Origin of the sequence: Zobellia uliginosa, from assembly GCF_018860745.1 — a bacterium.
GTDB classification, from domain to species: domain Bacteria; phylum Bacteroidota; class Bacteroidia; order Flavobacteriales; family Flavobacteriaceae; genus Zobellia; species Zobellia uliginosa_B.
The window spans coordinates 142,504-168,693 of the sequence record NZ_JAHKPY010000014.1 but is presented as its reverse complement, the minus strand read 5'-3'; the positions used below and the strand labels follow the sequence as shown (position 1 = coordinate 168,693).

21 protein-coding genes are annotated in these 26,190 nt (G+C 37.4%); 8 read left to right on the top strand and 13 right to left on the bottom strand.

The annotated features are described in order from the left end of the window. The first annotated feature begins 8 nt into the window (after positions 1-8). Entirely contained in the window at positions 9-2,651 is a 2,643-nt protein-coding gene (locus KO521_RS15670) for a DEAD/DEAH box helicase family protein (RefSeq protein ID WP_215940855.1), read from the top strand. Here the strand turns inward: KO521_RS15670 and KO521_RS15665 are convergent. From KO521_RS15665 to hemA, 7 genes are all read right to left on the bottom strand, one after another. Beyond that, positions 2,638-3,294, bottom strand: coding sequence for a hypothetical protein (locus tag KO521_RS15665; protein WP_215940854.1), 657 nt, complete (start codon positions 3,292-3,294; stop codon positions 2,638-2,640). The genes KO521_RS15670 and KO521_RS15665 overlap by 14 nt on opposite strands. Beyond that, positions 3,291-3,452: a hypothetical protein gene (locus KO521_RS15660; RefSeq protein WP_215940853.1), complete on the bottom strand. Its 162-nt coding sequence runs from the start codon at positions 3,450-3,452 to the stop codon at positions 3,291-3,293. Before KO521_RS15660 ends, KO521_RS15665 begins: the two co-directional genes overlap by 4 nt. A gap of 17 nt (positions 3,453-3,469) precedes the next feature. After that, complete coding sequence (gene hemF, locus KO521_RS15655) at positions 3,470-4,372, bottom strand: oxygen-dependent coproporphyrinogen oxidase (protein WP_215941558.1); 903 nt, start codon at positions 4,370-4,372, stop codon at positions 3,470-3,472. A gap of 114 nt (positions 4,373-4,486) precedes the next feature. After that, positions 4,487-5,038, bottom strand: a complete 552-nt coding sequence (locus KO521_RS15650) for a GNAT family N-acetyltransferase (protein ID WP_215940852.1) — start codon at positions 5,036-5,038, stop codon at positions 4,487-4,489. Between the two features lie 12 nt (positions 5,039-5,050). Continuing rightward, on the bottom strand, positions 5,051-6,085 hold the full coding sequence (hemE, locus tag KO521_RS15645) for a uroporphyrinogen decarboxylase (protein ID WP_215940851.1): 1,035 nt from the start codon (positions 6,083-6,085) through the stop codon (positions 5,051-5,053). 59 nt (positions 6,086-6,144) lie between these two features. Then, complete coding sequence (gene hemC, locus KO521_RS15640; RefSeq protein ID WP_215940850.1) at positions 6,145-7,728, bottom strand: hydroxymethylbilane synthase; 1,584 nt, start codon at positions 7,726-7,728, stop codon at positions 6,145-6,147. Then, complete coding sequence (hemA, locus tag KO521_RS15635; protein WP_215940849.1) at positions 7,725-8,981, bottom strand: glutamyl-tRNA reductase; 1,257 nt, start codon at positions 8,979-8,981, stop codon at positions 7,725-7,727. Before hemA ends, hemC begins: the two co-directional genes overlap by 4 nt. Positions 8,982-9,186: 205 nt before the next feature. Here hemA and KO521_RS15630 point away from each other — a divergent pair, with 205 nt between their 5' ends. Beyond that, on the top strand, positions 9,187-10,077 hold the full coding sequence (locus tag KO521_RS15630; protein WP_215940848.1) for a helix-turn-helix transcriptional regulator: 891 nt from the start codon (positions 9,187-9,189) through the stop codon (positions 10,075-10,077). 227 nt (positions 10,078-10,304) lie between these two features. Here KO521_RS15630 and KO521_RS15625 read toward each other — a convergent pair whose 3' ends face one another. The 4 genes from KO521_RS15625 to KO521_RS15610 all read right to left on the bottom strand — a co-directional run bounded on the left by KO521_RS15625 (position 10,305) and on the right by KO521_RS15610 (position 17,394). After that, positions 10,305-11,150 carry an N-acetylmuramoyl-L-alanine amidase-like domain-containing protein gene (locus tag KO521_RS15625; protein WP_215940847.1) on the bottom strand — a complete coding sequence of 282 codons (846 nt, stop codon included), beginning with the start codon at positions 11,148-11,150 and terminating at the stop codon, positions 10,305-10,307. A 74-nt stretch (positions 11,151-11,224) separates the two neighbouring features. After that, positions 11,225-12,583: a hypothetical protein gene (locus KO521_RS15620; protein ID WP_215940846.1), complete on the bottom strand. Its 1,359-nt coding sequence runs from the start codon at positions 12,581-12,583 to the stop codon at positions 11,225-11,227. Between the two features lie 67 nt (positions 12,584-12,650). Further along, the gene (locus KO521_RS15615) at positions 12,651-16,175 is read right to left on the bottom strand and encodes a TraB/GumN family protein (RefSeq protein ID WP_215940845.1); all 3,525 of its coding nucleotides are present in this window, start codon (positions 16,173-16,175) and stop codon (positions 12,651-12,653) included. 142 nt (positions 16,176-16,317) lie between these two features. After that, entirely contained in the window at positions 16,318-17,394 is a 1,077-nt protein-coding gene (locus KO521_RS15610) for a mechanosensitive ion channel family protein (protein WP_215940844.1), read from the bottom strand. Positions 17,395-17,655: 261 nt separating this feature from the next. On the opposite strand from KO521_RS15610, the gene hemH reads away from it, so the two are divergent. After that, positions 17,656-18,687 carry a ferrochelatase gene (hemH, locus tag KO521_RS15605; protein ID WP_215940843.1) on the top strand — a complete coding sequence of 344 codons (1,032 nt, stop codon included), beginning with the start codon at positions 17,656-17,658 and terminating at the stop codon, positions 18,685-18,687. A 41-nt stretch (positions 18,688-18,728) separates the two neighbouring features. Continuing rightward, a complete protein-coding gene (locus KO521_RS15600; RefSeq protein WP_215940842.1) occupies positions 18,729-20,117 on the top strand; it encodes an MATE family efflux transporter in 1,389 nt (462 codons plus the stop codon). 27 nt (positions 20,118-20,144) lie between these two features. On the opposite strand, the gene KO521_RS15595 is transcribed toward KO521_RS15600, so the two are convergent. Together KO521_RS15595 and KO521_RS15590 are read right to left on the bottom strand one after the other, a co-directional pair. Further along, positions 20,145-21,467, bottom strand: a complete 1,323-nt coding sequence (locus KO521_RS15595) for an alpha/beta hydrolase family protein (protein ID WP_215940841.1) — start codon at positions 21,465-21,467, stop codon at positions 20,145-20,147. 58 nt (positions 21,468-21,525) lie between these two features. Then, positions 21,526-22,341, bottom strand: a complete 816-nt coding sequence (locus KO521_RS15590; protein WP_252730086.1) for an EcsC family protein — start codon at positions 22,339-22,341, stop codon at positions 21,526-21,528. Positions 22,342-22,485: 144 nt separating this feature from the next. On the opposite strand from KO521_RS15590, the gene KO521_RS15585 reads away from it, so the two are divergent. The 4 genes from KO521_RS15585 to KO521_RS15570 all read left to right on the top strand — a co-directional run bounded on the left by KO521_RS15585 (position 22,486) and on the right by KO521_RS15570 (position 26,180). Beyond that, positions 22,486-23,169, top strand: a complete 684-nt coding sequence (locus tag KO521_RS15585) for a TlpA family protein disulfide reductase (protein ID WP_215940840.1) — start codon at positions 22,486-22,488, stop codon at positions 23,167-23,169. 76 nt (positions 23,170-23,245) lie between these two features. Next, a complete protein-coding gene (locus KO521_RS15580; RefSeq protein ID WP_215940839.1) occupies positions 23,246-23,788 on the top strand; it encodes a CopD family protein in 543 nt (180 codons plus the stop codon). Between the two features lie 159 nt (positions 23,789-23,947). Then, complete coding sequence (locus tag KO521_RS15575; protein WP_215941556.1) at positions 23,948-25,363, top strand: sensor histidine kinase; 1,416 nt, start codon at positions 23,948-23,950, stop codon at positions 25,361-25,363. A gap of 37 nt (positions 25,364-25,400) precedes the next feature. Further along, positions 25,401-26,180: an enoyl-CoA hydratase/isomerase family protein gene (locus KO521_RS15570; RefSeq protein WP_215940838.1), complete on the top strand. Its 780-nt coding sequence runs from the start codon at positions 25,401-25,403 to the stop codon at positions 26,178-26,180. Positions 26,181-26,190: the final 10 nt, after the last annotated feature.

Below are 26,190 nucleotides of genomic sequence, written 5' to 3'. Positions count from 1 at the left end.
ACGAACTCTTGAGTGAACTAAAACATAGCTTGAATTTTAAGTTTGAATGGCGGAGTTATCAGCAAAATTTTCTTGATAATTTTGAGGAGCATATAACCGATAATCACTTGCATGTGGTTGCTCCACCAGGCTCCGGAAAGACTATTTTAGGTTTGGAGATTTTAAAGAGGGTCAATAAGCGAACTTTAATTTTGGCACCTACTTTAACCATTAGAAACCAGTGGTGTGATCGGTTGGAATCATTTTTTCTAATTGAGGATTCTTTGGTGGACTATACAACGGATATCAAAAAGCCTAAGTATCTTACTTTTTCTACCTATCAATCATTGCATGCTTTAAACAAACGTCTTTTAGGTGATACGAGTGATTCTCTACTAAAATTCATCAAGAGATACGGAATTCAAACGGTAGTTCTGGACGAAGCCCACCATTTAAAAAACGAATGGTATAAATGTTTGATGGTTCTAAAAGAAATTAAGGGTTTAACCGTGGTAGCACTGACTGCCACGCCACCATATGATAGTTCCGGAGTTGAATTGAAGAAGTATTTTGAACTTTGTGGACCCATTGACGATGAAATTGCGGTACCTGATTTAGTGAAGAACGGAGACCTTTGTCCGCATCAAGATTTTATTCATTTCTCTAAACCTTCCGAAGCGCAGATAAAATATATTGTTGAGTACCGTGAGAACATCATTGCCTTTATGCATGAGCTGAAAGCGGATAAGAGTTTTCAAACTCTCGTTTTGGAACATCCATTTTATAGAAACACGGAAGAGGTACTCGAAGAAATTTATGATAAGCCTTCTTTCTTATCGGCCCTATTGATTTTTTTGAATGCTGCAGGAATTGAGATTGATAGGGAGAAACTTCTCTTTCTGGGTTTTGAACATACTTCTGTAGATTTTCCAACCCTTACCTACGATTGGTTGGAAATTTTATTTCAAGAACTTTTGGTGGTACAACGGGAAGCCTTGATGGCTTATGAACCCATTTTGAATAGCATTGAAAAGCGTATGAGTCGTATTGGCGTATACGAGAAAAAGAAGGTTAATTTTGTTGGTGATGAGCAACTTTATAAATCCTTGGCGAGCAGTCCCAGTAAGCTGCAAAGTATTAATAGTATTATTGAAAAGGAGCAAAATGTTTTAGGCGATAATCTGAAAGCGGTTGTGCTTACGGATTTTATTCGGAAAGAGTTTCTGGAATTTAACAGCGATGATGTAGAGGTACTTAATAAGCTAGGCGTAGTCTCTATTTTTCAATACTTGCGTATAAAATCCGCGCAAAAACAGAATTTGGGAATTCTAACGGGTTCTCTGGTCATTCTCCATAAAACGGTAATAAAAGATTTTCAGCAACTATTGGGTGAGGATTCCTTTGGTATGCAAACATTGGTCACAGATACGGATTTTGTTACGATTTCTGTATTTTCGAATGCCAAAAAAAATATAGTTGCTGCGGTGACGACCCTTTTTCAGACAGGAAAGATTAAAATACTCATCGGTACTAAATCTTTATTGGGCGAAGGTTGGGACGCTCCAGCAATAAACACTCTGGTTTTGGCATCTTACGTTGGTTCTTTTGTGTCTTCAAATCAAATGCGAGGTAGAGCCATAAGGACGGATGTAAGTGAGCCCTCTAAAACCGGCAATATTTGGCATTTGGCATGTCTGGACCCAACTGTTAACGATGGAGGAAAAGATTTAGAAAAACTGAAACGAAGGTTTGCTGCCTTTTCAGGAGTTTCCATTACTGGAGAAGCGTATATTGAAAACGGATTGGATCGATTGCAACTTCCTGAGGTGTTTGATAAAGAAACCAAGCTGGACGAGTTAAATGAAACCATGGTACGCTATGCATCGGAGCGAGAAGTCTTAAGAAATAGATGGCATGAAGCCATTGATAAAGGTAAAATGTTGGTGCGTGAGGTAAAAGTACCTTATGCAGGAAAGAAATCGTTTCAAGAAGTAAAAAAGATGCGCTCTGTAGATGCTGCGCAGTTTCTTTTGATCGAGGTGGTAGCCGGTTTAGGTTTGTTTTTCCCTGAGTTTTTAATGAAGAATATAGGAACACTATTGACCAAGGGTACATTTCAGTTTTTATATTTCTTGTTGGTAGGGATTATTATTGGCTTTGCGCCTAAAACCTATAAAGCACTCAAGTTATATTTCTTATTCGGGAACTCTATAAAGAAAACCGGGAATATAGGAAAAGCACTGTTGGCTTATCTTATAAAAACGAAGCGGGTTCATATAGGTAATTCTGAGATTATAGTAGAAACCGAGCAATATAGTAACGGTAGTTTTGCCTGTTATTTAAAAGGAGCTTCCAATCACGAAGGATCTTTGTTCGTAAACCTTTTACATGAAATACTTGCACCCGTAGAAAACCCTAGGTATTTACTGGTTAGCAGTAGTTGGGTAAAAAGGAGATGGGACGTCCGTAATTATTATGTCGTACCACAGGATTTAGGAAAACGAAAAAAGGATGCCATAGAATTTCACAGCTTTTGGAAAGAACATGTTGAGAATTCAGAACTACTCTATACTCGAACAAAAACAGGTAGGAAGGAACTATTGAAGGCACGATTGGCCCATGTGGTGTATCAGTTCAAGGAAGTTTCCGAAAAGGCAATTACTTGGAAATAATACGGTCGGTATTTTCCTTACAGCGAATCATTTGCTTTAACTGTTTCCGATATCCATAGGCAGACCATAAAGTGGAATCTTTTTTAATTTCAACAGGGTTTTCATCTGCATCTATAAAGCGTTTTGTTGCACCTACTAGTGGATGATCAAGTCCTTTGATTTTTAATATGGAATTATTGCCCGGGATTGTCAACTCCCCTTCGTAATCATAGCAGAAAACCAAAACCTTATCGCCCACGGACATATCCGTATTGCTAAAGCAGTCAGTAGAAAAATATTTCTGATTGCCATAACTATTGTGGCCCATATCCTTTATTTTGTAGACCTCATCTAAGGCTATGGTTCCTTTCTGAGATATATACAATGGGGCAGCATCATAATTGGCTTTTTCCAGGTTGACCACCGTGCCTGAGAATACAAGTGAATATTCCTTGCCACAATAACCAATAAATGGTCCCGATTCTTCCCACCAATAGGTGTACCCTACATCTAGTGTATCTTGGGTAAATACAATTTCTATATCACTTTTTGATCGTTTAGTGTCACACGATGTACCTATCGTCAGAATAACAAAGGCTAAGATCAACTTATAGATAAAGTGATTGCTCAAGTAGTCGGTATCAAGGGTTCTAAAAATTTTCACTTTGTAGGTCCGGGTTTTTTTTGGCCTTGTTTTGTGATTTCCTTCAAGCGTAATTTACGCGTCTCTTTCTCTTGCTTCAACTTCGCTTTCTTTCTATTTAAAAGCTTAGTATGCTTAGCTTTATTGACAGTATTTTTAGCTTTTCCTTTTTTTGACATTATTTGGTGTTAATGGTCTAGACCCAATCCTTAGGATTTTTTAAAGTTTCTACCAATCGGTATTCTTCACTTCCCTTTTCAGGTTGATGGTCATAACGCCACTGTACATGTGGAGGCAAGCTCATTAATATGCTTTCTATTCTACCATTTGTCTTTAGGCCAAACAAAGTGCCCTTATCATGAACAAGATTGAATTCCACATAACGCCCTCTTCTTACTTCCTGCCAATCCCTTTGCTCTTTGGAATAGGGTAAACCCTTTCTTTTTGAAACAATCGGTATATAGCTGTTCAAGAAACTGTTTCCGACCTCTGTAACAAAATCATACCAGTTTTGCATGGACGTCTCCTCGGTTGCTTTGCAGTAATCAAAAAACAGTCCACCTATACCCCGTGCTTCATTTCTATGCGCGTTCCAAAAATAAGTATCACATCTATTTTTATAGATAGAATAGAATTCTTGATGATGTGCATCACATGCTTTTTTACAAACAGAATGAAAATGAATTGCATCCTCATCAAAGAGGTAATAGGGCGTTAAATCTTGACCGCCACCAAACCATTGATCTACAATGTTCCCTTCTTTATCATACATTTCAAAATAACGCCAGTTAGCATGAACTGTAGGAACCATAGGATTTTTTGGGTGTAGTACTAAACTCAATCCGCAAGCATAAAAATCGGCATCTTCTACCCCAAAATAAGTTTGCATACTCTTAGGCAGTGCACCGTGTACTCCGGAGATATTAACACCACCTTTTTCAAAGACAGCACCATTTTCAATCACTCTAGTACGTCCACCTCCACCTTCTGGCCTTTCCCATACATCCTCATGAAATTTAGCTTCGCCGTCAACCTCTTCAAGTCTAGAAGTAATGGTATCCTGAAGATTTTGAATGTAACTAAAGAATTTGTCTTTCATCAAAAGAAAATGTTTGTGCGGATCAACGGCAAATTTACGACTTAGAAAGCAAGCAGTGAAGGCTTAATGGCTACAAAAGTGTTTTTAATTAGTTTTTTTGAGTTGTAAAAGGCTTTAAGCGTAGAGCTCGTATAACTCCATATCTAAAGGGGCTTCGTTTGGAGGTGTGTGTTCGTTTGGAAGAGTTTTTTGCCAGGTATATCCGCATTTTTCGGCTATACGAACGCTGCCTTTATTGGTTTTATGAACAACAATTTGAAGGGTTTCTAGCCTTAAATGTCTTATGGCATATTGGGATATTGTTTCAATTGCTGTGGTAGTAATACCCTTTCCTTCGTATTGATATCCTATGCAATAGGCAATTTCAGCCTGTTTTTTTTTCCACTCCAGTTCTTTTACATAAACAAGACCGATTACTGTACGGTTTTGATTGTCTTTTAAAATGAAAAGAAACTCCTCATTTTTATGATATTCCCGAACTTTTCGCTCAACGAAAATTTGAGAAAGTGTAGGAGTAAGGTTTTGGGCCAACGTTTTTGGAAAATAGCGTTGCAAACGTTTAGCATTTACAGTAGTAAAATCGCAAATTCGCCAAGCATATTTTTCATGGATCGGTTCTATGGAAAATTTTTCGAAATGGGCAATGAAGCTGTTTTCGTTTTCCATATCTAATTAAATTTAGCTTATTGGCCTCCACTCTTTTACCGCGTCTATAAACGCTTTGGCATTTTCAACAGGTACATTTGGTAATATGCCGTGACCAAGGTTTACAACATAACTGTCTTTTCCAAACTCATTGATCATCTGTGTAACCATCTTTTTTATTTCTGATGGGGGAGATAACAATCTAGCAGGATCGAAATTACCTTGAAGAGTTATTTTCCCTCCTGTTAAGTAACGTGCATTTCTTGCGGAACAAGTCCAATCTACCCCAAGAGCGGCGGCACCGGATTTAGCCATATCCCCAAGGGCAAAGCAGCAACCTTTACCGAAAACGATCACTGGCGTTTCCTCTTTTAGAGCATCGATAATCTGCTGAATATACTGCCAAGAAAATTCATTGTAATCGGTAGGTGAAAGCATGCCTCCCCAAGAATCAAAAACCTGCACGGCATTTACACCTGCTTTTATCTTCGCTTTTAAATAAGCAATAGTGGTATCTGTAATTTTCTGTAAAAGTTCATGTGCTACAACGGGTTGAGTAAAGCAAAGTTCTTTTGCTTTGTCAAATGTTTTGCTTCCTTGTCCTTGTACGCAGTAACATAGAATAGTCCATGGAGAACCGGCAAAACCGATGAGCGGCACTTCGTCATCAAGTTTTTCTTTGGTAGCTTTAATGGCGTCCATAACGTAGCCTAGTGCATCATTTACATCAGGGACTATGACTTTATCCAAATCTTTCTGAGAACGAATGGGATGAGGAAGATACGGGCCAAAACTAGGTTTCATCTCTACCTCAATGTTCATAGCCTGGGGAATTACCAATATATCGCTAAAAAGTATAGCGGCGTCCATACCGTATCTACGGATGGGCTGTACCGTAATTTCCGATGCCAATTCCGGTGTCTGACAACGCGTAAAGAAATCATACTTTTTTTTGATTTCCATAAACTCAGGAAGGTATCTTCCTGCTTGACGCATCATCCAAACGGGTGGACGATCAACTGTTTCGCCCTTTAGGGCTCTAAGAAAGAGGTCGTTCTTTATTGACATAGGTATAATTTGATTCCCATGAAGCGGGAAGTCTATTTATTATTCAACCATAAAAATAATTAATTCTTATGGTATGTTTCGTTCACCAATTCAATAACACTTTCTACCGTTGGTATTTTTGCTATATGAACTGTTTCAAAATGTTTCTTTGCTTCCGTAGCCGTAGTTTCACCAATACAATATGCAACTTTGTTGGGTGTATTTTTTATTAAATAGCTGGTAACCGTCGAGGGGCTAAAAAACAAAACGCCTTCTACACTGTCTTCAACCTCTGCAGGTGCGTGTTTGGTGGTATACGCTTCGATTTCGTTCACCTTGATCTTGTTCTCTTCCAAGATATTTGGCAGATCATCAAGTCTAAGGTTGCTGCAGAAGTATGTTACTTCCGTGCCTTCTAGATGTTCAACTAGGTATTCAGCTAATTTTTTAGCATCGCTTTCTTGATGCTTTACAGGGCCAATATAACGTTTGACCATACGTTTGGTCTTGCGGCCTACGCAATAGATATTGCTGAATTTTAATTCTTCTGGAGAAATACTTTTAATAAGTGCTTCTACCGCATTTTGACTCGTAAGGATAACGTTTCTAATTTCCTTTTTAAGGATTAGAGTAGAAATTCTATTGGAGCTCACTTTTATAAAATCTTCAGACTTGACTTTTATATCTGTATTAAAAAGCTCTTCTTGATCAGGAGTGAGGTTCTTGGTAGAAAATATTTTAGTATTTTCCAATGTGCCGGTTGCATTGGTCATTAGCAACTTACCGCCTCTGCTTAGAATGCTATTGGCACAATCTTTAGCTAGATAAATGTGTTTGCCTAACGGGGCCGTAAATTCCGCTTCTAATTTTTTCTTCCCATCTACAGTTAAGAGTACTCCTTTAAGAGTTACTTCGTTTTCCTTGTCTATAGTTGCAAGTGCACCAATTGGTGCTGAGCAGCCTCCTTCTAGAATGCGAAGAAATTCACGTTCTATTTGGGTGCATATCTCCGTTGGTCTGTGATTAAGTTCAGCACAAGCCTCGCGTACGAACTCGTCATCTTCCTTTGCAACTACCATTATTGCTCCTTGTGCAGGAGCGGGAACCATCCATGTAAGTCCAACTGTATTTTCTGGCTCAAGGCCAATGCGTTCCAATCCGGCTGCTGCAAATATGGCGCCGTTCCAGTCGCTGTCCTCTAATTTTTGGTAACGGCTATTGACGTTACCGCGAAGGTCCACTACGGTATGCGTTGGGTAGCGGTTTAGCCATTGTGCTTTTCTACGAAGGCTTCCGGTTGCAATGATGCCTTCTCTTTCGCCCATAAACTCTTCGTTCTTTTTAAACGCAAGAATATCAAGAAAGTTGGCGCGCTCAAGAACTGCAGCTTGCACAATACCTTTTGGTAATGCGGTTGGCACGTCTTTCATGCTGTGTACGGCAATATCAATATCATCATTAAGCATCGCCACGTCTAGGGTCTTGGTAAAAATACCGGTAATACCCATTTCGTATAGCGGTTTGTCTAGAATTAAGTCGCCCGTAGATTTTACGGAAATGACTTTTACCTTGTGACCTAATGATTTTAGTTTGTTTTTAACCGTGTTTGCCTGCCATAGCGCTAATTCGCTATCGCGTGTACCAATTCGTATGACCTTGCTCATGGAGTGTCGAGTTCGAGTTGAAAGACTTTTTGAATGAGTTCTAGACTGGTGTCAGAATCGACATTGTCGTCTTTTAGATGATTTGCGAACTGCTTTGTTATTTTTTGAATTATTCTATTGGAAATTACGTCTGCCTGCTCCTCGTTAAAGTCCGTTAGTTTTTTAGACTGATAGTCCATTTCTTCGTCCTTCATCGTTTTAAGCTTCTTTTTCAGGGCTTTGATGACAGGAGCGAATTTTCGAGTTTCAAGCCATTGGATAAAATCTCCCTTTACTGCATCTATAATAAGTTCAGCCTCTGGAATATGTTGTTTTCTTCGCTCTAACGTATCATCGGTAATTCTAGAAAGTTGATCTAAGTGTACCAAGGTAACATTATCCAGATCCGTTACATTATCAGAAACATTTTTAGGAATTGAAAGGTCTAAGATTAAAAGTGGCTTTTTGGTATGGATAAGGTCTTTTGAAATAGTTGGAGACTGCGCCCCGGTTGCAACGATCAAGACGTCCGTAGATCGAATCTCTGTCTGTAAATCTCCATAATCCTTAACCACCAGATGAAATTTTCCGGCAATTTTCTCTGCCTTGTTTTTCGTTCGGTTAATAAGGGTAATATGCGTATTCTTAGTATGTTTGATAAGATTTTCGCAAGTATTTCTGCCAATCTTGCCCGTACCGAACAACAAAATATTCTTATCCGAAATATCCGCAACATTTTCCATGATATAACGAACTGAAGCAAAAGAAACCGATGTAGCTCCCGAAGAAATTTCAGTTTCGTTTTTTATACGCTTACTGGCCTGAATGACCGAGTTACATAAACGCTCAATAAATGGATTAGCAATACCATGTTTTTTAGAACGGTTGAAACTGGCCCTTAATTGACTGATAATTTCAAAATCGCCCAAAATCTGGCTATCCAAACCAGTACCCACACGGAAGAGATGGCTAATAGCATCATTGTTTTTGTATACGTAAGCTACTTCCTGAAACTCCTCAACAGAGCCTAAAGTATTATCGCAAAGTAATTTTATAAGTTGAAAGGGATGCTGGGCAAAACCGTTAAGTTCGGTCCTGTTACAGGTTGATGTTACTAAAAGACCATCAATGCCTAATTCTGAGGCTTTTGTCAAAATGCGTTCCATGGCTACTTCATCTAAACTGAATTTGCCACGTACCTCGGCGTCAGCTTTTAAATAGCTAAGGCCTATAGTATAGAACGAGTTGTTTTTTGAAATATGGTAATCTTTCATGAAAGCTTTTAGAAGCGCAGGCAAAAATAAGAGCCCTGAGGGAATAAAAATAACGCTAGAAGAACAATAAGTGTCGTTAAGGGGTTTTTTGGATGTATATGGATGTAAATTCACTGAAAACCAGTATTTTTGTAGGAAATACTGTGCTTTACAGTAATTCTATTTAGAACGTTTCTAAATAAAAAAAAGCCAATTCGTGTTTAATATGGAAGGTAAAAATATCGCTCAAGGTTCATTTCAAGAAGTGCTTATTGAAGATGGGTTTTATGTGCTCAAGATTCAAAATGATACCACGGAAACACAACGTGTATTGCGGGATATTGATAGTAGTTACATACAATTTCACTTTTGCCTTAAGGGGGAGGCCAAGTTTGTTTTTAATGAAGGGCGGTACAACCTTGAAGTTTCTGAAGAAAATTCCTTGTTGCTCTACAATACACAGATAGACCTTCCGATGGACTTACAGTTAGCACCAAATTCCTGGTTGGTTTCTGTAGTTATGACCATTAGGAAATTTCATTCGCTTTTCTCTAAAGAGGCAGATTACATTCCTTTTTTAAGCGCAGATAATCAAGATAAGAAATATTATGCTCAAGAAGGGGTCAGTCCCGCTATTGCGGTTATTTTAAGTCAGATGATGAATTATAATCTTCATCCATCTATAAAAGAACTGTACATAAAAGGTAAGGTGTATGAGCTTATCTCTTTATACTTTAATAAAAGCGATGACGCAGATATTGAGCAATGTCCTTTTTTAGTAGATGAAGACAATGTGCGTCGTATCCGGAAAGCAAAGGAAATAATTATTTCACGAATGGCAGAACCACCTACACTGACAGAATTATCCGAAGAAATAGGATTGTCCTTAAAAAAGTTGAAAGAAGGATTTAAGCAAATTTATGGGGATTCGGTTTTTAGCTTCCTGTTTGACTATAAGATGGAATATGCTAGAAAGATGTTAGAGACTGGCAAGCATAATGTAAACGAAGTAGGTTTAAGAGTGGGCTATAGTACGGCCAGCCATTTTATTTCTGCCTTTAAAAAGAAATACGGCACTACTCCTAAAAAATATTTAATGGCGTCTGCAAATAGCTAAACTTTTTAGCAGATATATGAGGTTCATTTTCTGTTTCGCAAACTTGCACGGAAAAAATAAGAACCAACTAGTTAGTCGGTACAATGAAATATTTTTTGAAACCGTTATTTCATGGGAGCCGATTTGTATCGTGAAACTTTCGGTGAAAGGTGAAATGAGAGGTTTTAAATCCGATGTTTTAAATAAAACCGACTTGCGAGTTGGTATTTTAAAATGTTTTACTCAACTTAACTAATAGGTCTAGCCACCATAATCCCGGTATTTTTCTTGATGCCTTTAAGATATTCCGAAAGCGGTTTTTTGGAGACTTCTACTTTCATAGAACCGGTAGAGGCATGCAGCAAGTGAATACGACCATCTTTCTCTCTGGTTGCTATTCCGGTGTGTGTAATGTCCAATCCGTTTATTGATGTAGTCAATGCAATGATGTCACCAGATTGAATCATATGCTCGTTTGCGGCAATGTCATCCTGAGCCAATATACAAATAGGTTGATTGTTGAGGTAGTTTTCGGAAGCCTTTACTTTTTCAAAATTCTTGTCATCCTTTAAAAAAGGATAAAGGTCGCGATGTGTACTCATAAAATTAATAGGCTTGGTTATTTCCTTTCCCCCTATTTCAGCAGTAATATCTTTTAGTAATTTTTTTTTTTCATTGTTGGCAATCCATTCTGAAAAGTAATGCAGACGAGAGGCATATCCATCAAGCTCACCGTCTTTATAACGAATGCTTTCGAGGGTTTCTGTGAAATCATCAAAACTGGATTCTCCATTTTTTAACATCAGGCCAAAAGCAAGGACATTCTCTACATAAGTGGTACAATCTAAACCTTGTAAGTTAATAACTAAAGTTTCTGTATCGCCAATCTCTAATGTCTTGGCAACATAGGGCGTATCCATAAACGTTTTCCCAATAGCCACTATGGTTTTTCCAAAATCTTTCTCTAATAAGCCATCAATAGTAATCAACTTGTTTTCTACAGCTTGTTTATCTGCTGGTGAGCAAGTAATTTGCTGAGCAGAGGTGTATTGCGAAAGGATTAAAACAAAAATAAATAAGATGCTTTTTAGCATATGTATTGGTTTGGATTGATAAATGAAATTACATAATAATTCCTTGACTTTTACAGGTTTTACTACTGCCTAGTCTATTCCTGTTCAGGGTAGAGAATTAAAGATTCATTAATTATTGGATAAACAACATTAGTAGGGTTAGATAAGACGTTTAGAGAGACTTGGTAATCCTGACCTAGAAGTTGTAGTTCGGTATCGGAATACTTTAGTTTTTCCAAATTTAATTTTGGGTATAAATTTATTAGCTCTTCAGGTATTTCTCCTAATAAATGAGATGATGTATTTGAAGAATTAATTCTCCAAGAGGTATAATTGTTGAAGATTTCGGAAGAAGCTTCTTCTGATCTCCAAATACTTGACGTTGTGAGGTAACTTATATCCGTACTAAATTCAAAATTATATAAGGAGTTTTCAATAATACTAAAATTGGGTTTTTCTAGAATCGTAATCTGTTCTAAGGGGAGCTCACTTAGTTCTGAATATCTATAAGTGTAATTATTCTTCATTGTAAGGTTGAACTGAGTCAAGTAACTTTTAAAACCGGATATATATCCAATTCTGGAGATTTCGGGGTTGTCAAAATCAATTTCTACAACCATTTCATATCCCCTTCCGCTTCTTTCGGAGTTATCATATCCTTTTGAAACACTGAACAAATAAGTATTTTCAGGAAGCGTTGTTTCTAGAACTTGGTCATAGTCTGTAAACTCAGTATAATCAAGAGTAATATTTTTTGAATCATCGCTTATTTCGAAGAAAGTGTACTTCGGTAATTCTTCGGTATCTCCAATGGAAATTAAATATCTTATGCCGGGTTGTAATTCTAAACCCTCAACTTGAAGGCGGTCTCCTTCAACCTCTGTATCGTTACGAGCGACGACTCCCGTTTCAGGAGATTGGATATGGTATTTTAAAAATGCAGGCACAGAGTTTACGGTAATAGTGTAATCACCTACTTTGCTATTAAGTTTGTTATTTGAATGATTTGTTTTGCCAATATTTAATTCTCTAATTAAAGATGAATTCGCTTCCCCAGATTCTGATGAATTCCACTTAAAGCCTTTCTGGATATTTGTGTAGGTTAATAAATTGTGAGCAATATGATTCTCATATTCAGCTACGGATAAAGTTGTTACAACTAATTTTTCTGTATTTACTAAGGCAGTATCAATGGCGCTAAAAGTTAAAGTACTATCTTCTTTAATACTTTTATAATCTAGTAGTTCGCCATCTTGGTCATGAACAATTACCCAGTATTCTATTTCGGTTGTGTCCGAATGTTCATTTAATCTATACGTTAAGTAAACTTCTTCTTTAGGTTCTTCAGGAATTGGTTCTTCTTTGGCAATAGGTTCATCTATTTCTGTTCCTTCTGTGCAGCTTATTAAAGAGTAAATCGCAGTAAAAAAAAGTAACACATATTTAATTTTCATAAGAAGAGTGGTTAGTTTAATAGATGTTTAGATAAATATAGTATTACTTTATATTTTAAGTCTAAAATCAAAATCCATGATGGCCATACATGCCGTAACCATGTGGTCTATAGATATCTGCTCGTTTTCTGTCTTTAAGTTTAAAGGCTTCGGTAAGGTATTCAATTACATCTTCATCAGTGTCTGTATCTTCAATACGCATTGCATCACTCTCGTAGAAAGGCTTCGTCTGAAGTTTTTTATTGTTTTCAAAGATGAGGAGGTACATAGAGAAATTCTTATCGTAATCTTCGTTATTTCGCTTTTTAAAATAATAGCCTGTGTACAATTCTCCTTTGAACTTAAACTTTTTTTGTGTTATGAAAACAACAGAATCTTTAGCGCGATTATATTTTGAATCTTCAAAAAGAATAGCTTCCGCCAAATACTGCTGTGAATTATATTCGGCAGGAAAATGACTGAGCACACCTACTTCTTCTAACTTATTGAACAAAGGAAGTCTTCCGTTTATATCAAAAGCCAAATCTATCAACGGTTTCTGTGGTACCGGTTTATTATTTTTAATTAACTGTGCTAGGTAAGTAGCTTGTACACCTGGGTCGCCAATTAATGAAATTTGATTAAAAAATTGTTCTACGGACTTATCAGTATGAAAAGGATATAATAGCGTTACGTAATTCTCTAGCAAAGACGTATTGCTTCTGCTGGTTCTTGGATTGTAGAAGTCCGTCTGGGAATTGGATAGGTCCCTGCCCAGCTGTCTTTTAATGAGGGTTTTTGCGTCATTTAAAATCTGTGTTCTATACTTTTTATATAGTTTGGGCTTTATGACATCTTTTATCAGTAATTCTGATAATAAAGAAAAAATAGGTTCTTTATATTCAGGAATGGTACTGTAATCCAAAAGGGTGGGGTATAGCTTTTTTGCCAGTTCTAAATTCTCTCGATAAGGTTTAAAAATTAGGCTAATATTGAACGTATTAGAAAGCAGAGGCAAATCGGTTTCCATTAATTCTAATAACAATTTTGTTGAAGTGTCATTAGACTTTTTTGCGATTTCTTGAAGTAGTACAGCTTGTGCGGTGGAGTTGTTATAAGATTTTAAGTAAAAGCTTTTATAAAACTCAGTGAGATCAACATTTTTTAATTTTGCTAGTTCACGGATGAGGTGTAACTGAATTTGACGTTCTCCTTTGCTTAAATCAAACTCTATGATATGCTTTTTAAGGGCATTAACATGTTTGTTTTCAAATTTTATAAATCTATAGCCGTCTAGTGCAATACTGTCATTGGTGGTTAGTGCGCTAAAAAACTCAGGAACCTTATCTTCAAATAAATTACGTCCGATAACGGTGTCTTGTGGTACAAAATTATCAAAGAACGTACTTACAAATGTACTGGGGCTTTCAATGGTATCAACCACTGCTTTTAATTCATATAGAAGTCCATCTTTTAAAATGTTTTTTACTAAAATCCCCCTTGTACTTGCAGTATCCGATAAGGTCATTTGTAGTTCATGATATCCGTTGGGAGAGGTTTTGGTTTCCTCTCTGATAACGTTATATTTTTTGTGAGCGTAGAGTTTTTTGCGCAAAGCCCAAGCAGAATCTAAACTTCTAAACATTAAGAAATCGTGAGATTTATTTAGTTCTATGGACACGGCCTCGCCGTTCTGATTTTGATAAACGGTTTTTTTATGGAAAGGGTCGTAAGATTTTCTTTTGGGTGCACCAGTGTAATAGTTAGTGCTACTTTCTACAAATTTGGGTGGTTTTACAGTAGATTTAGTACTGAAAAATAAAGCGGTATCCACAACGGTTGTAAAAGGTTTTTGGTCTTTTGTTGATGTAAGCTTAAAGGACTCAAAAAACTTGGATGCTGTATTTTCATCTTTCCCTACCATGCCCAGTAGATAATATTCACCACGACGTATAGTGGTCATGAGGTATAGATGTTTTTTAGTTTTTGTGTCTATTACTGCGGATGAGGTTAGAATTCTGCCTTTAAAGGAATTGAAGGTAGGCTTAAGTTGCAGGTCTTGATAGAACCGTTTTTGTATTTGTTTCAATTCAAAAGTATCTGCCTCAATAAAATTGAAATCGTTTAAAACTGATTTACGAAGAAAGTAGTAATTCTCTGTTCTAGAATCATAACCTTCTACCCATCGGGTACCACTTCTACTGCGATTAGTGAAACTATAGAGAGGAGGCATTTGGATCTCAAAATCTTCGAATACGGAAGAAACCGTGTTGGGTCTCTTAACTACATCAGCCCTAAATTTTAGGCTATTAAATATGGTATCCGAAAATTGAGTAACATAATCACCTTCACCTCCCATTTTTATAATAACCAGTTCTAAAGGTGTTTCAAAAATCTGATACCGCTGGTGGTCGCCGTTTTTTAATTTATTTTTTATGTCCAATCCTTTAAAAGGACCATTTTTAATCGATTTTTTTTCAATTATTTTGCCGGGAATATTTTCAAAAAGGAGTTTATCTATTTCTTCTAAGGAAAATAGAGCATCTTTTTTTAGAAAAGAATAGGTGGGAATGCGGTTTATTACAATAAAACTTCCATTTGCTAAATCTGGCGATACATAGGTGGTTTTTCCAATATCGGATATTGGATACAGTTTGTTGGGAAGATCAACCGTAAAAAAACCATCTTCCGGACCATAGTTACTGTATTGGTTGTCACGTTTTTTAATTTCAAATTTCTGTTTCAGTATTTTACCCTTGGAAGTCGCTTTTGATAACAATGGTTTTACGGTATAGCCTTTTTTTCTCAAGAGAGAAATAACACCTTGTTCACCGGGTAAATGTGCTGCACCAATACCTGCAAAAACCTTTCCTTTTTGCATAACGGAATCCATCCTGTGGGTCATATTGGCATTGCGTATGTACAGCATATTTTTCATATAATGCGGGGTGTACATAGCGCGATCAAGAGAATCTAATAGCGCTATATTACGATTCCTGTACGCATCTTGAAGCAAGAACATGGGGTCTGATTGCTGCATCTTTTTTTGAAGCCATTCATCTGGCTTTTGTTTGACGGCATTTAAACTGGCCCTTCCTACAAGAGCAGCAGATTCCTCCATGTCCTCTAAAGCAATAATAGGCTTATTGAACTTTTTGCCAGCTTGGTAAATAAACATGTCTAGATAAGTCTCCTCCTCAAAATTCTGGGAAAACTCATTTGTACGGTAAAGAATGTTATTCACAATTCGGTCTTCGTAGGCCAAATATGCTCCTAAAATCTCTTTCTTAGGATTATCCACCTTAAAAGAACGGGCATAAAATCCCTTGGTAACAAAACCGGCTTCGGCCGCATATTTGTTGGAGCCAGAGATGTTATCTTTTTCTAGCCAGAGACCAGGATCAGATTCTAGGGCTACCATATCACTTTTGTCCAAGGCATCAAAAAAGACATCGTCTAACCTAAAAGCAATTTTTTTACTAACGTGCATAGTGCCATATAAATACGATGTTTGCTTTAGGCCATTTCCAGAAATTTCCCATAAAAGGCTATTTTTTTCTTGGGCATTGACCGAAAAAGAAATCAGCAAGAGAAAAATCGATACAATTCGCATAAATGCTTTTTAGTTGAGGGAACATAATAACAGTAAAGGGCCCATGGCTAGCAATGAGCGCTTTTCACAAAAATAGAGAAGCGTTTGGTGCAATATATCCCTATAAACCGTTAAAATAAATATTGGTTTTAAGGTATAACGGCTATTCGTGAGTTGTATTTCCCGAACCTTCCATATTTTCTAAACGGAGTCTGGTACGGGGTAAACTTTCGGGATAATTTTGTTGTAAGAAGGTAATTAATTTTTCGCGAACATGTACACGAAGGTCCCATGCAGTAGAGGAATCCTTGGCACTCATAAGGGCTCTTATTTCAACGGAATTTACTTTTGAGTCAGTGACCTGAATATTGTTAACTTCTCCGTCCCAAAGCTCTGTTCCTTTCAATATTCGCGTAAGTTCTTTTCGAATAGCATCAAAAGGAACGGAATAATCGGTATACAGAAAAACAGTCCCTAAAATATCTGCAGAAGATTTGGTCCAGTTCTGAAATGGTTTGTCAATAAAATAAGTAGTGGGTAATATTAAGCGTCTTTTATCCCAAATCTTCACTACAACATAGGTAAGTGTAATTTCTTCAATACGGCCCCATTCTCCCTCAACCACTACAACATCGTCTAATTTGATTGGTTGTGCTATAGCAATTTGGATTCCGGCCAGTATGGTCCCGATCATTTTCTGGGCGGAAAAACCAATAATGATACCTGCAACACCTGCAGAAGCAAATATGCTTACCCCAATCTCTCTAATGCTATCAAAGCTCATAAGAGCTATTCCTGCGGCAAGGATTATGATAATAAAAATTATAATTCGTTCTAATATATTAAACTGCGTAGCAACTTTTCGGGCTCGTAAATTGTTTGACGTGTTCATGTCATAGGTGTGCATGACATGTTCTTTAATAATCTGAATAACTGTTATAAGCAACCATGTAAATGCGAAAATAAAAAGTAGCGTACTGGCTTTTCTAAAGTATAATTCTAGATGTGTTAAACCTAGTAATTGACGTAAAGACCCCATTCTAATTAAAATAGAAAGTAAAATGAAAAAAATGGGTGTACTTACTTTTTTTACGGAAGAAGGAGGAATTAGATATTTTGGGTTTTTCCCCAATTTGCGCAGTATTTTAAGAACTATAAAATAGGAGACCAACAAGACTGTAAGGGAACCTAATAGCAAAAGAAGGGATTTGTAGTTGTCGTTGAAAAAATCGTTTAACATAGTAAAGGTTTCAAAAGGCAAGTATAATTGGTATTAAGAAATATACCGGTCTAAATCGCTTATATAATTGATCTTATCTATAACAGCATCAAAAAGTATTTTAATAACATGCACATTAGATAGGTCTCAAGGCTTATTTTTGTGAAAATTATACGTTTGTCCAATTAAATGGGCACTTGAAGATAGCCATATTACCTTAAAGGCGAAAGTCCTTTATTGTGAAATTGCATGTCTAATAAACCGAAAAAGTATTGCCAAACTATGAAAGGAGTTTTATTGGTTAATTTGGGTTCTCCAGATAGTCCCACTGCAAAAGATGTTAAGCCGTATTTAGATGAATTTTTAATGGATGAACGCGTAATAGACGTACCCAATTGGTTGCGTAATATTTTAGTGCGTGGTATAATTCTACAAACGCGACCTAAAAAATCTGCGGAGGCTTATGCTAAAATATGGTGGGAAGAAGGTTCTCCTCTTATTGTACTTTCAGAGAGGTTTACAGATAAGGTAAAGGAACATTCGGATATTCCTATCGCCCTAGGAATGCGCTATGGTAGTATGACCATTAAAGGAGCCCTTAAAGAACTTCATGATAAAGGCGTGGATGAGGTGTTGTTGGTGCCTTTGTATCCGCATTATGCCATGTCTTCTTATGAAACGGTAGTAGTTAAAGTGATGGAAGAGCAAGAAGCACTTTTTCCACATATGAAATTAACCACTTTACCGCCTTTTTATAAAAATCCTGAGTACATACGTGTACTTTCTGAGCGTATAGCAGAAAACCTTGAAGGCTTTGATTATGATCATATTCTATTCTCGTATCATGGTATTCCGGAAAGACATATTCGCAAGTCAGACCCAACCCGTTTTCATTGTAAAATTGATGGTAAATGTTGCCAGACGAACTCTGTGGCACATAACACCTGTTATCGTCACCAGTGTTTTGATACTACGGAATCCGTTAAAGCGTATTTAAATCTTCCTGAAGATAAGGTGAGTAATTCCTTTCAATCACGTCTTCCTAATGATCCTTGGTTAAAACCATATACCGACTTTGAGTTTGAGCGTTTTCCAAAAGAAGGTATAAAGAATCTTGCGGTCATAACTCCTGCATTTGTTGCTGATTGTTTAGAGACACTAGAAGAAATTGCCATGGAAGGACAACATCAATTTCAGGAAGCTGGTGGTAAGGAATACAAACACATACCTTGTTTGAACGAAAGTGAAGGATGGGTTAAGGTTATGGCTACTTGGATTAAGGATTGGCAAACTACTGGTGCTCTGCCTGCATAAGTCAAAAACCAATATGAGCTGAATGTCAATACCAATGAATAATGGCTAAAGTATCTGCAGAACAATTAGGGTCGGACCCAATAGGTAAACTGTTGGTAAAACAGGCCGTACCAGCTTCTATAGGTATTTTAGTGATGTCGCTCAATATTTTGGTCGATTCTATTTTTGTTGGAAATTGGATCGGTTCAATTGCCATTGCTGCAATAAATGTAGTGCTGCCGGTTTCTTTTTTTATTGCAGCATTGGGGATGTCCATCGGTATTGGTGGTTCTAGCATTATTTCTAGAGCTCTGGGTGCCGATAATCATGCCAAGGCCATAAAGACTTTTGGGAATCAAATTACCTTAACATTACTGATTACTACAGTAATGGTGGTACTCGGACTTTATTATGTAAACGAGCTTATTCCTGCTTTTGGAGGGAAAGGAGCTATTTTTGAACCTGCCAAAATTTACTATACTATTGTACTATATGGAGTTCCTTTTTTGGCATTTTGTATGATGGGAAATACGGTTATTCGCGCAGAAGGGAAGCCTAAATTTGCCATGATCGCTATGATCATACCTTCCGTAGGTAATCTCCTAATGGATTATGTGTTCATTTATATTTTTGATTGGGGAATGGAAGGAGCGGCTTGGGCTACGACCGTAGGATATTTGTTATGCGCCGCTTATGTACTTTACTTTTTCCTGTCTGATAAATCTGAACTAAAGTTAACGCCGGCCTGTTTTAAGCTGGAGTTGCCCATTATAAAAGAAATTGGTTCTTTAGGTTTTGTTACCTTATCCCGTCAGGCAACAACTAGTGTGGTTTATTTATTGATGAACAATATTCTTTTTGGGCTTGGAGGTGAAGCAATGGTAGCTGTTTATGCTATCATAGGTCGTATGTTAATGTTCGCACTTTTTCCTGTATTTGGAGTTACTCAAGGTTTTTTGCCTATTGCAGGATTTAATTATGGGGCAAAAAAATACCAAAGGGTACGAGAATCGATTATTACTGCAATTAAATATGCTTCATTGCTGGCGGCCGTTGTATTTATTGGGTTGATGAGTTTCCCGCAAGAGATTGCATCTTTGTTCTTAAGTGATAGAGCCGGGCAATCTGCAGATGATTTGGCGGCCAATGCCTATGTTTTGGAACATATACCTCTAGCCATGCGATTGGTATTTGCCGCGACTCCTATTATTGCATTACAGTTAATAGGTGCTGCCTATTTTCAGGCAATAGGAAAAGCGATACCGGCATTATTACTGACCTTATCTAGGCAAGGTTTCTTCTTTATTCCGTTGATTTTGATTTTACCCGATTATCTGGGTGAACTTGGGGTTTGGCTTTCCTTTCCTATTGCCGATGTTTTGGCCACTATTGTAACCGGGTTGTATTTAAGAAAAGAAATCAAGAATAAGCTAGTTAAAGAAGAGGCATGATTTATGCCTCCTCCCAACCTCATATTTTTATTGTTTCATAATTGTATCCGCAGCCTTGGCGTGCATCAACTGCATTCCTGTGGAGGATCGTGGTTTAAAACCATTCCAATCTTTCTCGTTAGATTCTACAGGAATATCTAAATATTCAGCATAATCAGCACCTTTTAGATAGGTTCCTAAAAATGCAGTTAAAAAATGTTGGTTGATATTATTTATTTTTCTCTGGTCCCAAGAAGGTTCAGCATACCTGTAATATTCATCTATATGTAAACCTGGCTGTAAAGCCTCTGCTGGCGGAGGGTTTGGAGCTACGTTATGTCTCGCATTTTTATAGGTAAGCATATATCGGTCTGCGTTAACAGCACCTTCAAAAATTGCTTTAATACCTTTTTCATAACCTGAAATATCATCTTGATCACCAGCTACGAATAATGTTGGTTTTTTTAATCCTGCCAGTCCATTAGCATCCCATACACCGCGTTCCATTCCCCATGGGGCAAAGGCAACTACCGCTTTGATTCTTGGGTCTATTTGTTTTTGATATTCGGTATTACTAGCCGCTAAGGTAGAAATTGCAGAGCTTCCACCTGTCATTTGTCCAAAGAAAGCAGTCATACCATCACTATAACCGGCGCCACCAACATTAAGTACGCCAAAACCTCCCATAGAATAACCAACAATACCAATATTTTCGGCATCTACCATTCCGGCCAATTGGTCCTTAGAAGAAGAATTTCCTTTTTCAGCAATCGTATCAATTACAAATTTGATGTCTTTAGCTCGGTTTAACAGGGTGCTTTGAAAAGCATTGGCATCCTTAAAAGTTGAATCCGTGTGATCTATTGAAACTACTATATACCCTTTTGAGGCTAGGTTTTCGGTTAAATAAGTCATTAAATATCTGGAGCCTACATATCCGTGAGATATCACAATTAGCGGGTATCCGCCAGCTGTAGCCTTCGGGGCTGCATCGCGATAAGCTCTACCTTTAAAAGAAAAGGGTACCAATGGTCTCAGAGTATCACCTCTCGTTCCCATAACCTCCTCATACGTTACGGTTTCATCTTTGTTTGCCGGTGCTCCAGTAGGATACCAAACCTCTACGGTAAGTGGCCGATCATACAACGGGTCTTTACCTTCTTTTGAATTTAATATATCTATTTGGTCTTCATGAACTAAGTTGAAAGTGCGTACTCCAACGGCGTTATCACCTCTTTCTGCTAACTTAGGAGCATCAGGGAGTGCATCTCCATATAGGAAATCTTGAGCGAAAACGGTTGCGGAAAAAAACAATAATACCGCGGTAATTTTAAGGTTTGCCTTTTGGGCAAAGGGGACTTTAATTTTCATATCGTTTAAATTGAGTTGAGTTTAAATGTAATGAAATTACATAGAAGTTTATGTGGCATTAGATTTTTGCAACGGACAGTTCTTCATATTGCAGTCTAATTAGCTCTTCGCCATACTTGCGTTCCAGCCTTCTAATACTAAAATGAGCATGTGCCATATTTTGAAAGTGATCAATGAAGGCAAGGTTAATGGTTGCGCCTCCTGCAGCTCCTACTATGGGAATAGCCTGAGCTACAAATTTCTCTGATACCTGCACGCTAAATCTAGATGCTACTTGAGCTATTAATTGTAATAGGGGGTTGCCCGTGGTGTTCAGTAACGTGGTTACAGTTTTGCCTGCAATTCCACTAGCACCTTTAACCGTAGAACTAATGGCTAATTTTGTAGCATAATAACCGGTATCCAAATTGTCATCATGTTTGCTCTTTCCACCTAAGGCAAAAACTTGTAAACAGGCCAACTGTGAATCAAGGGAATTTAAATCCTCTCCTTCGCTGCGGGCGATATCCATGATGGAGCGCATCATAAGTTTGGTAGCCAGTGTAAGGTCTACCGCAAAAGCACTCGCTCCTAAAGCCCCGCCAATAGCACCGGATGAAGTTACCAATGCTTTGTACAAATTGTTCATGGACGTTGTTTTAGCTTTTTTATTCATCGAAATTAAATTGGTCTTCACTACGGTATGCAGAACTTTATAGGTAATTTGCTGTAACCAGTTGCGTTGCTTTTGCGGTAACAATTGAATACGACTGTCTATAATGTTACCCATTTTATTAAGCCCTTGCATGGCCCAACCTATTTGCTCCATTTTCTGCTTGGCTGAGCGAAGCGTTAGCAAATCTTCAGGACTCAATGTGTTTTTGGTAATTCTCAAAATATATATTTTTATAGGTAGCCCTAAAATAAGCATTCCTGCAATTTATTGGCCTAAGCAAGGCAACTTTTGTAATACGTTCATTTTTATTACATTTATAGAAATGAATAGAATAAAAGAGTCTATTCTTATGCCTTTCCAACCATGAAAAACTTCCCCACTTTTTTAGTATTCACCATTCTATTCTGCACTCAACAAATAGTTGCCCAAAAGTATTTTAAGATAGCAAATGACGTTGTCGATGAGGCTACATTTAAAGAAGGATTAGCCCTGATAGCTCAAGAATATGATCCGCAGATAGTGACCTATAAAACTTTTGAACGGGTTACTGCGAAGGATAGTATAATAGAAAATATTTCTATAGTTGTTCTACAGGAGGATGAAGAAGAAAAGGTGTATAGGGTATTTGACTTTTTGGGTAAACCCTTACCCGATTTTGAGTTTAGCGATATAACGGGGAGCGCCATTTCAAAACAGAAATTCTCCGGAAAATATACTGTAGTAGGTCTTTATAAAGAACCTGCACAAGTGCGTAAGTCGCATATAAAATCATTGAATGCTTTGGTAAATACCGGAGAATACAATGCTGTAGCTCTTATTGCAAAAAATGGTAATACCGCTGGCATCGCTAAAAAAGCGGATTTCCCGGTTTTGAACGAGTGTATTTCATGGTATATTGATAATATATCTATTCCAGAATCACCCAAATTTTTAGTATTGGACGAATCCGGTAATTTGAAGTATATATTTCAGGAATTTCCCCAAAAGGAGGATATTACCCAGCCTTTAGACCCCGTTCATTTAGAAATTTACGATATTCTTAGATAAGGAGTTATCTATCTTTTTGTAGCGGTTATTTCTTGTTTTGTCTAACTTTGTGTAATCATTATAAAGCAAAGAACTATTGTACGAATACATAAAAGCACTGCATTTAATTTTTGTGATTACTTGGTTTGCGGGGTTGTTCTATATTCCTAGATTATTTATTTATCATATTGAAGCGGCTGATAAGCCTTCTCCTGAAAAAGAAATTCTTACTAAGCAGCTGAAGTTGATGACAAAAAGACTTTGGTTTATTATTACCTGGCCTTCGGCTATTTTGGCGCTTGTTTTTGGTATTTGGTTATTGGTCATAATACCCGTTTGGTTGCAACAGCCTTGGATGCATGTAAAACTTGCGTTCGTAGTGCTACTTATTGTATACCACTTAAAATCACATCAAATTTTTAAGCAATTACAAAGAGATGAGGTTAGATATACCTCTAAATTCATGCGTATTTACAATGAAGGAGCTACCCTTATATTATTTGCAGTGGTATTTTTGGTGATTCTCAAGAGTGCCTTTAATTGGGTTTTTGGTGTTGTAGGAATATTAGTTTTGGGTATTCTCCTTATGTTAGGTATTAGATTATATAAGCGCATAAGGGCAAAAAACCCAGAAGCTTGAGTTGTTTCGCCTTTATTTAGGCATTTTAGATAGCCTTGATCTAAACCGGTTTGACACGGAAATGAACTTGCATATAATGGCGTGATATTTGCTACCTTTGATGTAAACTCCAGTCTTTTGTTCACAAAACTTTCCCTAAGATCACGCATATTTCTTTCCATGATCCTACTGGTGGTTGTAGCCTCCATTTTGATTGCTGGTGTTACGGTATATCAGTATAAGGAGCAAGCAGAAGACTACCATTCAGACCGTTTAGAGCGTAAAGAGGATCAGGTAAGGCAAAGTGTTGAGTACGTGCTCAGAAAAACTACTTACCCAGTTACTACAGAGAACTTAGGCTTAATTTTTAATGATGAAATATATCAAATCGCCAACGTTCAGAATCAACGGTTAAATATCTACGATTTAGAGGGGCAGCTAATTAAAAGCTCCAGAGCAAAGTTTGAGGTAGATTCAATAGCCAACTGTTTAAGCCCATCTATTTTAAGCTTGTTGGAGACCAGTCCCACAAAAAGGTTTGTAGATCAGAAAGCGCTTGCGGGAGATAATTACAAAGCTTCATATACCTATATTAACGATAAACGATTTAAACCAATAGGTATTTTAAATTTACCTTACTACGAAGATGATTCCTTCAATAATATGGAACTTAGGGAATTTCTTTTGCGATTAGGAGGTGTTTATTTTCTGATGTTGCTAATTGCTATCGGTTTGGCCTACTTTATTTCTACCTATATAACCCGATCTCTACAGACCATCTCCGATATGTTAGATCGTACGGATTTAGGAAAAAGTAACTATAAAATATTGATTGATAACCCTAGCGAAGAAATAGAAAAGTTGGTGACGTCCTACAATGCTATGATTGATGAGTTGGAGCATAGCGCGGTAAAATTGGCACGTAGCGAAAGAGAGCAAGCTTGGCGGGAAATGGCAAAACAAGTAGCGCATGAAATTAAAAACCCGCTTACACCAATGCGCCTTACGGTTCAGAGCTTTGAACGAAAATTTAACCCTGAAGATCCTAATATAGACACGAAGATTGCAGAATTTTCCAAGACTCTTATTCAGCAAATAGATACTATGAGCAGTATAGCATCTGCCTTCAGCAATTTTGCAGAAATGCCAGCTCAGCAGAATGAAACCCTTAACATAGTTGAGATTGTGCGCCTGGCATTGGATATTTTTAATGAAGATTATATCCATTTTATTTCGGAAGAAGAAGAAATTATTACGAAATTAGACCGTACCCAATTAATACGCGTAGTTACGAATCTGGTGAAGAATGCTATTCAGGCTGTGCCTGAAGTAGATGAACCGCAAATTGTAGTTTCTGTAGCCTCTGATGGTGATTTTGCCAAAATAAGTGTAGCAGATAATGGAATTGGTATTGAAGAGGGCTTCAAAGAAAAAATATTTGAACCAAAATTCACTACAAAAACTAGTGGAATGGGCTTGGGTCTAGGTATGGTCAAGAATATAGTGGAGACCTATAAAGGCCATATTAGCTTTACCTCAAAACCGGGAATAGGAACTATTTTTTCGGTTAAGTTCCCTCTTGAGAAGCAGGATTAAATTAAAAGAACAATACAGAACATATAAAAAACGCTATATGAAATTTAATAATATTCTTGTAGACGATAAACAATCTACCGCCATTGTAACGATTAATCGTCCTACAAAACTAAACGCTCTGAATAAGGAGACCATTTTAGAACTACACGATGCTTTTAAGGCTTTGGAGAAGGATAAATCCGTACAGGTTATTATTTTAACGGGTAGTGGTGAAAAAGCTTTTGTTGCTGGAGCCGACATTTCTGAATTTGCCGATTTTTCAGAGAAACAAGGGGAGAAACTATCAGCTAAAGGACATAAGGTCCTTTTTGATTTTGTGGAAAATCTTTCTAAGCCTGTTATTGCTGCGGTCAATGGTTTTGCCTTGGGCGGCGGATTGGAACTTGCCATGGCCTGTCATTTTAGAGTAGCGAGTCATAATGCTCGTATGGGCCTTCCTGAAGTATCCCTTGGGGTAATACCTGGTTATGGTGGCACTCAACGTTTACCGCAACTAATCGGTAAAGGAAGAGCTTTTGAACTGATTATGACCGCGGGTATGATAGATGTAGAACGCGCATTGGATTATGGTTTGATTAATCATGTAGTATCTCAGGAAGAATTGATTGCTTTCTGCCAGAAGTTAGCGAACAAGATATCGAATAACTCCCCTGTCGCGCTTAGTTACGCAATAAAAGCGGTAAATGCGGGTTTTAAGAACAGTAATGGATATGATGAAGAAATAAAGGCTTTTGGTGCTTGTTTTGGAACCGAAGACTTTAAGGAAGGTACATCCGCATTTTTAGAAAAGCGGAAGGCCGAGTTTCCTGGTGAGTAACATGTCCGCT

Bases quoted from the DNA above. Each gene is read 5' to 3' on its own strand.
- KO521_RS15660 (WP_215940853.1), bottom strand. From the start codon at position 3,452: ATGTCAAAAAAAGGAAAAGCTAAAAATACTGTCAATAAAGCTAAGCAT.
- hemF (WP_215941558.1), bottom strand. From the start codon at position 4,372: ATGAAAGACAAATTCTTTAGTTACATTCAAAATCTTCAGGATACCATT.
- KO521_RS15650 (WP_215940852.1), bottom strand. From the start codon at position 5,038: ATGGAAAACGAAAACAGCTTCATTGCCCATTTCGAAAAATTTTCCATA.
- hemE (WP_215940851.1), bottom strand. From the start codon at position 6,085: ATGTCAATAAAGAACGACCTCTTTCTTAGAGCCCTAAAGGGCGAAACA.
- hemC (WP_215940850.1), bottom strand. From the start codon at position 7,728: ATGAGCAAGGTCATACGAATTGGTACACGCGATAGCGAATTAGCGCTA.
- hemA (WP_215940849.1), bottom strand. From the start codon at position 8,981: ATGAAAGATTACCATATTTCAAAAAACAACTCGTTCTATACTATAGGC.
- KO521_RS15630 (WP_215940848.1), top strand. From the start codon at position 9,187: ATGGAAGGTAAAAATATCGCTCAAGGTTCATTTCAAGAAGTGCTTATT.
- KO521_RS15625 (WP_215940847.1), bottom strand. From the start codon at position 11,150: ATGCTAAAAAGCATCTTATTTATTTTTGTTTTAATCCTTTCGCAATAC.
- KO521_RS15620 (WP_215940846.1), bottom strand. From the start codon at position 12,583: ATGAAAATTAAATATGTGTTACTTTTTTTTACTGCGATTTACTCTTTA.
- KO521_RS15615 (WP_215940845.1), bottom strand. From the start codon at position 16,175: ATGCGAATTGTATCGATTTTTCTCTTGCTGATTTCTTTTTCGGTCAAT.
- KO521_RS15610 (WP_215940844.1), bottom strand. From the start codon at position 17,394: ATGTTAAACGATTTTTTCAACGACAACTACAAATCCCTTCTTTTGCTA.
- hemH (WP_215940843.1), top strand. From the start codon at position 17,656: ATGAAAGGAGTTTTATTGGTTAATTTGGGTTCTCCAGATAGTCCCACT.
- KO521_RS15600 (WP_215940842.1), top strand. From the start codon at position 18,729: ATGGCTAAAGTATCTGCAGAACAATTAGGGTCGGACCCAATAGGTAAA.
- KO521_RS15595 (WP_215940841.1), bottom strand. From the start codon at position 21,467: ATGAAAATTAAAGTCCCCTTTGCCCAAAAGGCAAACCTTAAAATTACC.
- KO521_RS15585 (WP_215940840.1), top strand. From the start codon at position 22,486: ATGAAAAACTTCCCCACTTTTTTAGTATTCACCATTCTATTCTGCACT.
- KO521_RS15575 (WP_215941556.1), top strand. From the start codon at position 23,948: ATGATCCTACTGGTGGTTGTAGCCTCCATTTTGATTGCTGGTGTTACG.
- KO521_RS15570 (WP_215940838.1), top strand. From the start codon at position 25,401: ATGAAATTTAATAATATTCTTGTAGACGATAAACAATCTACCGCCATT.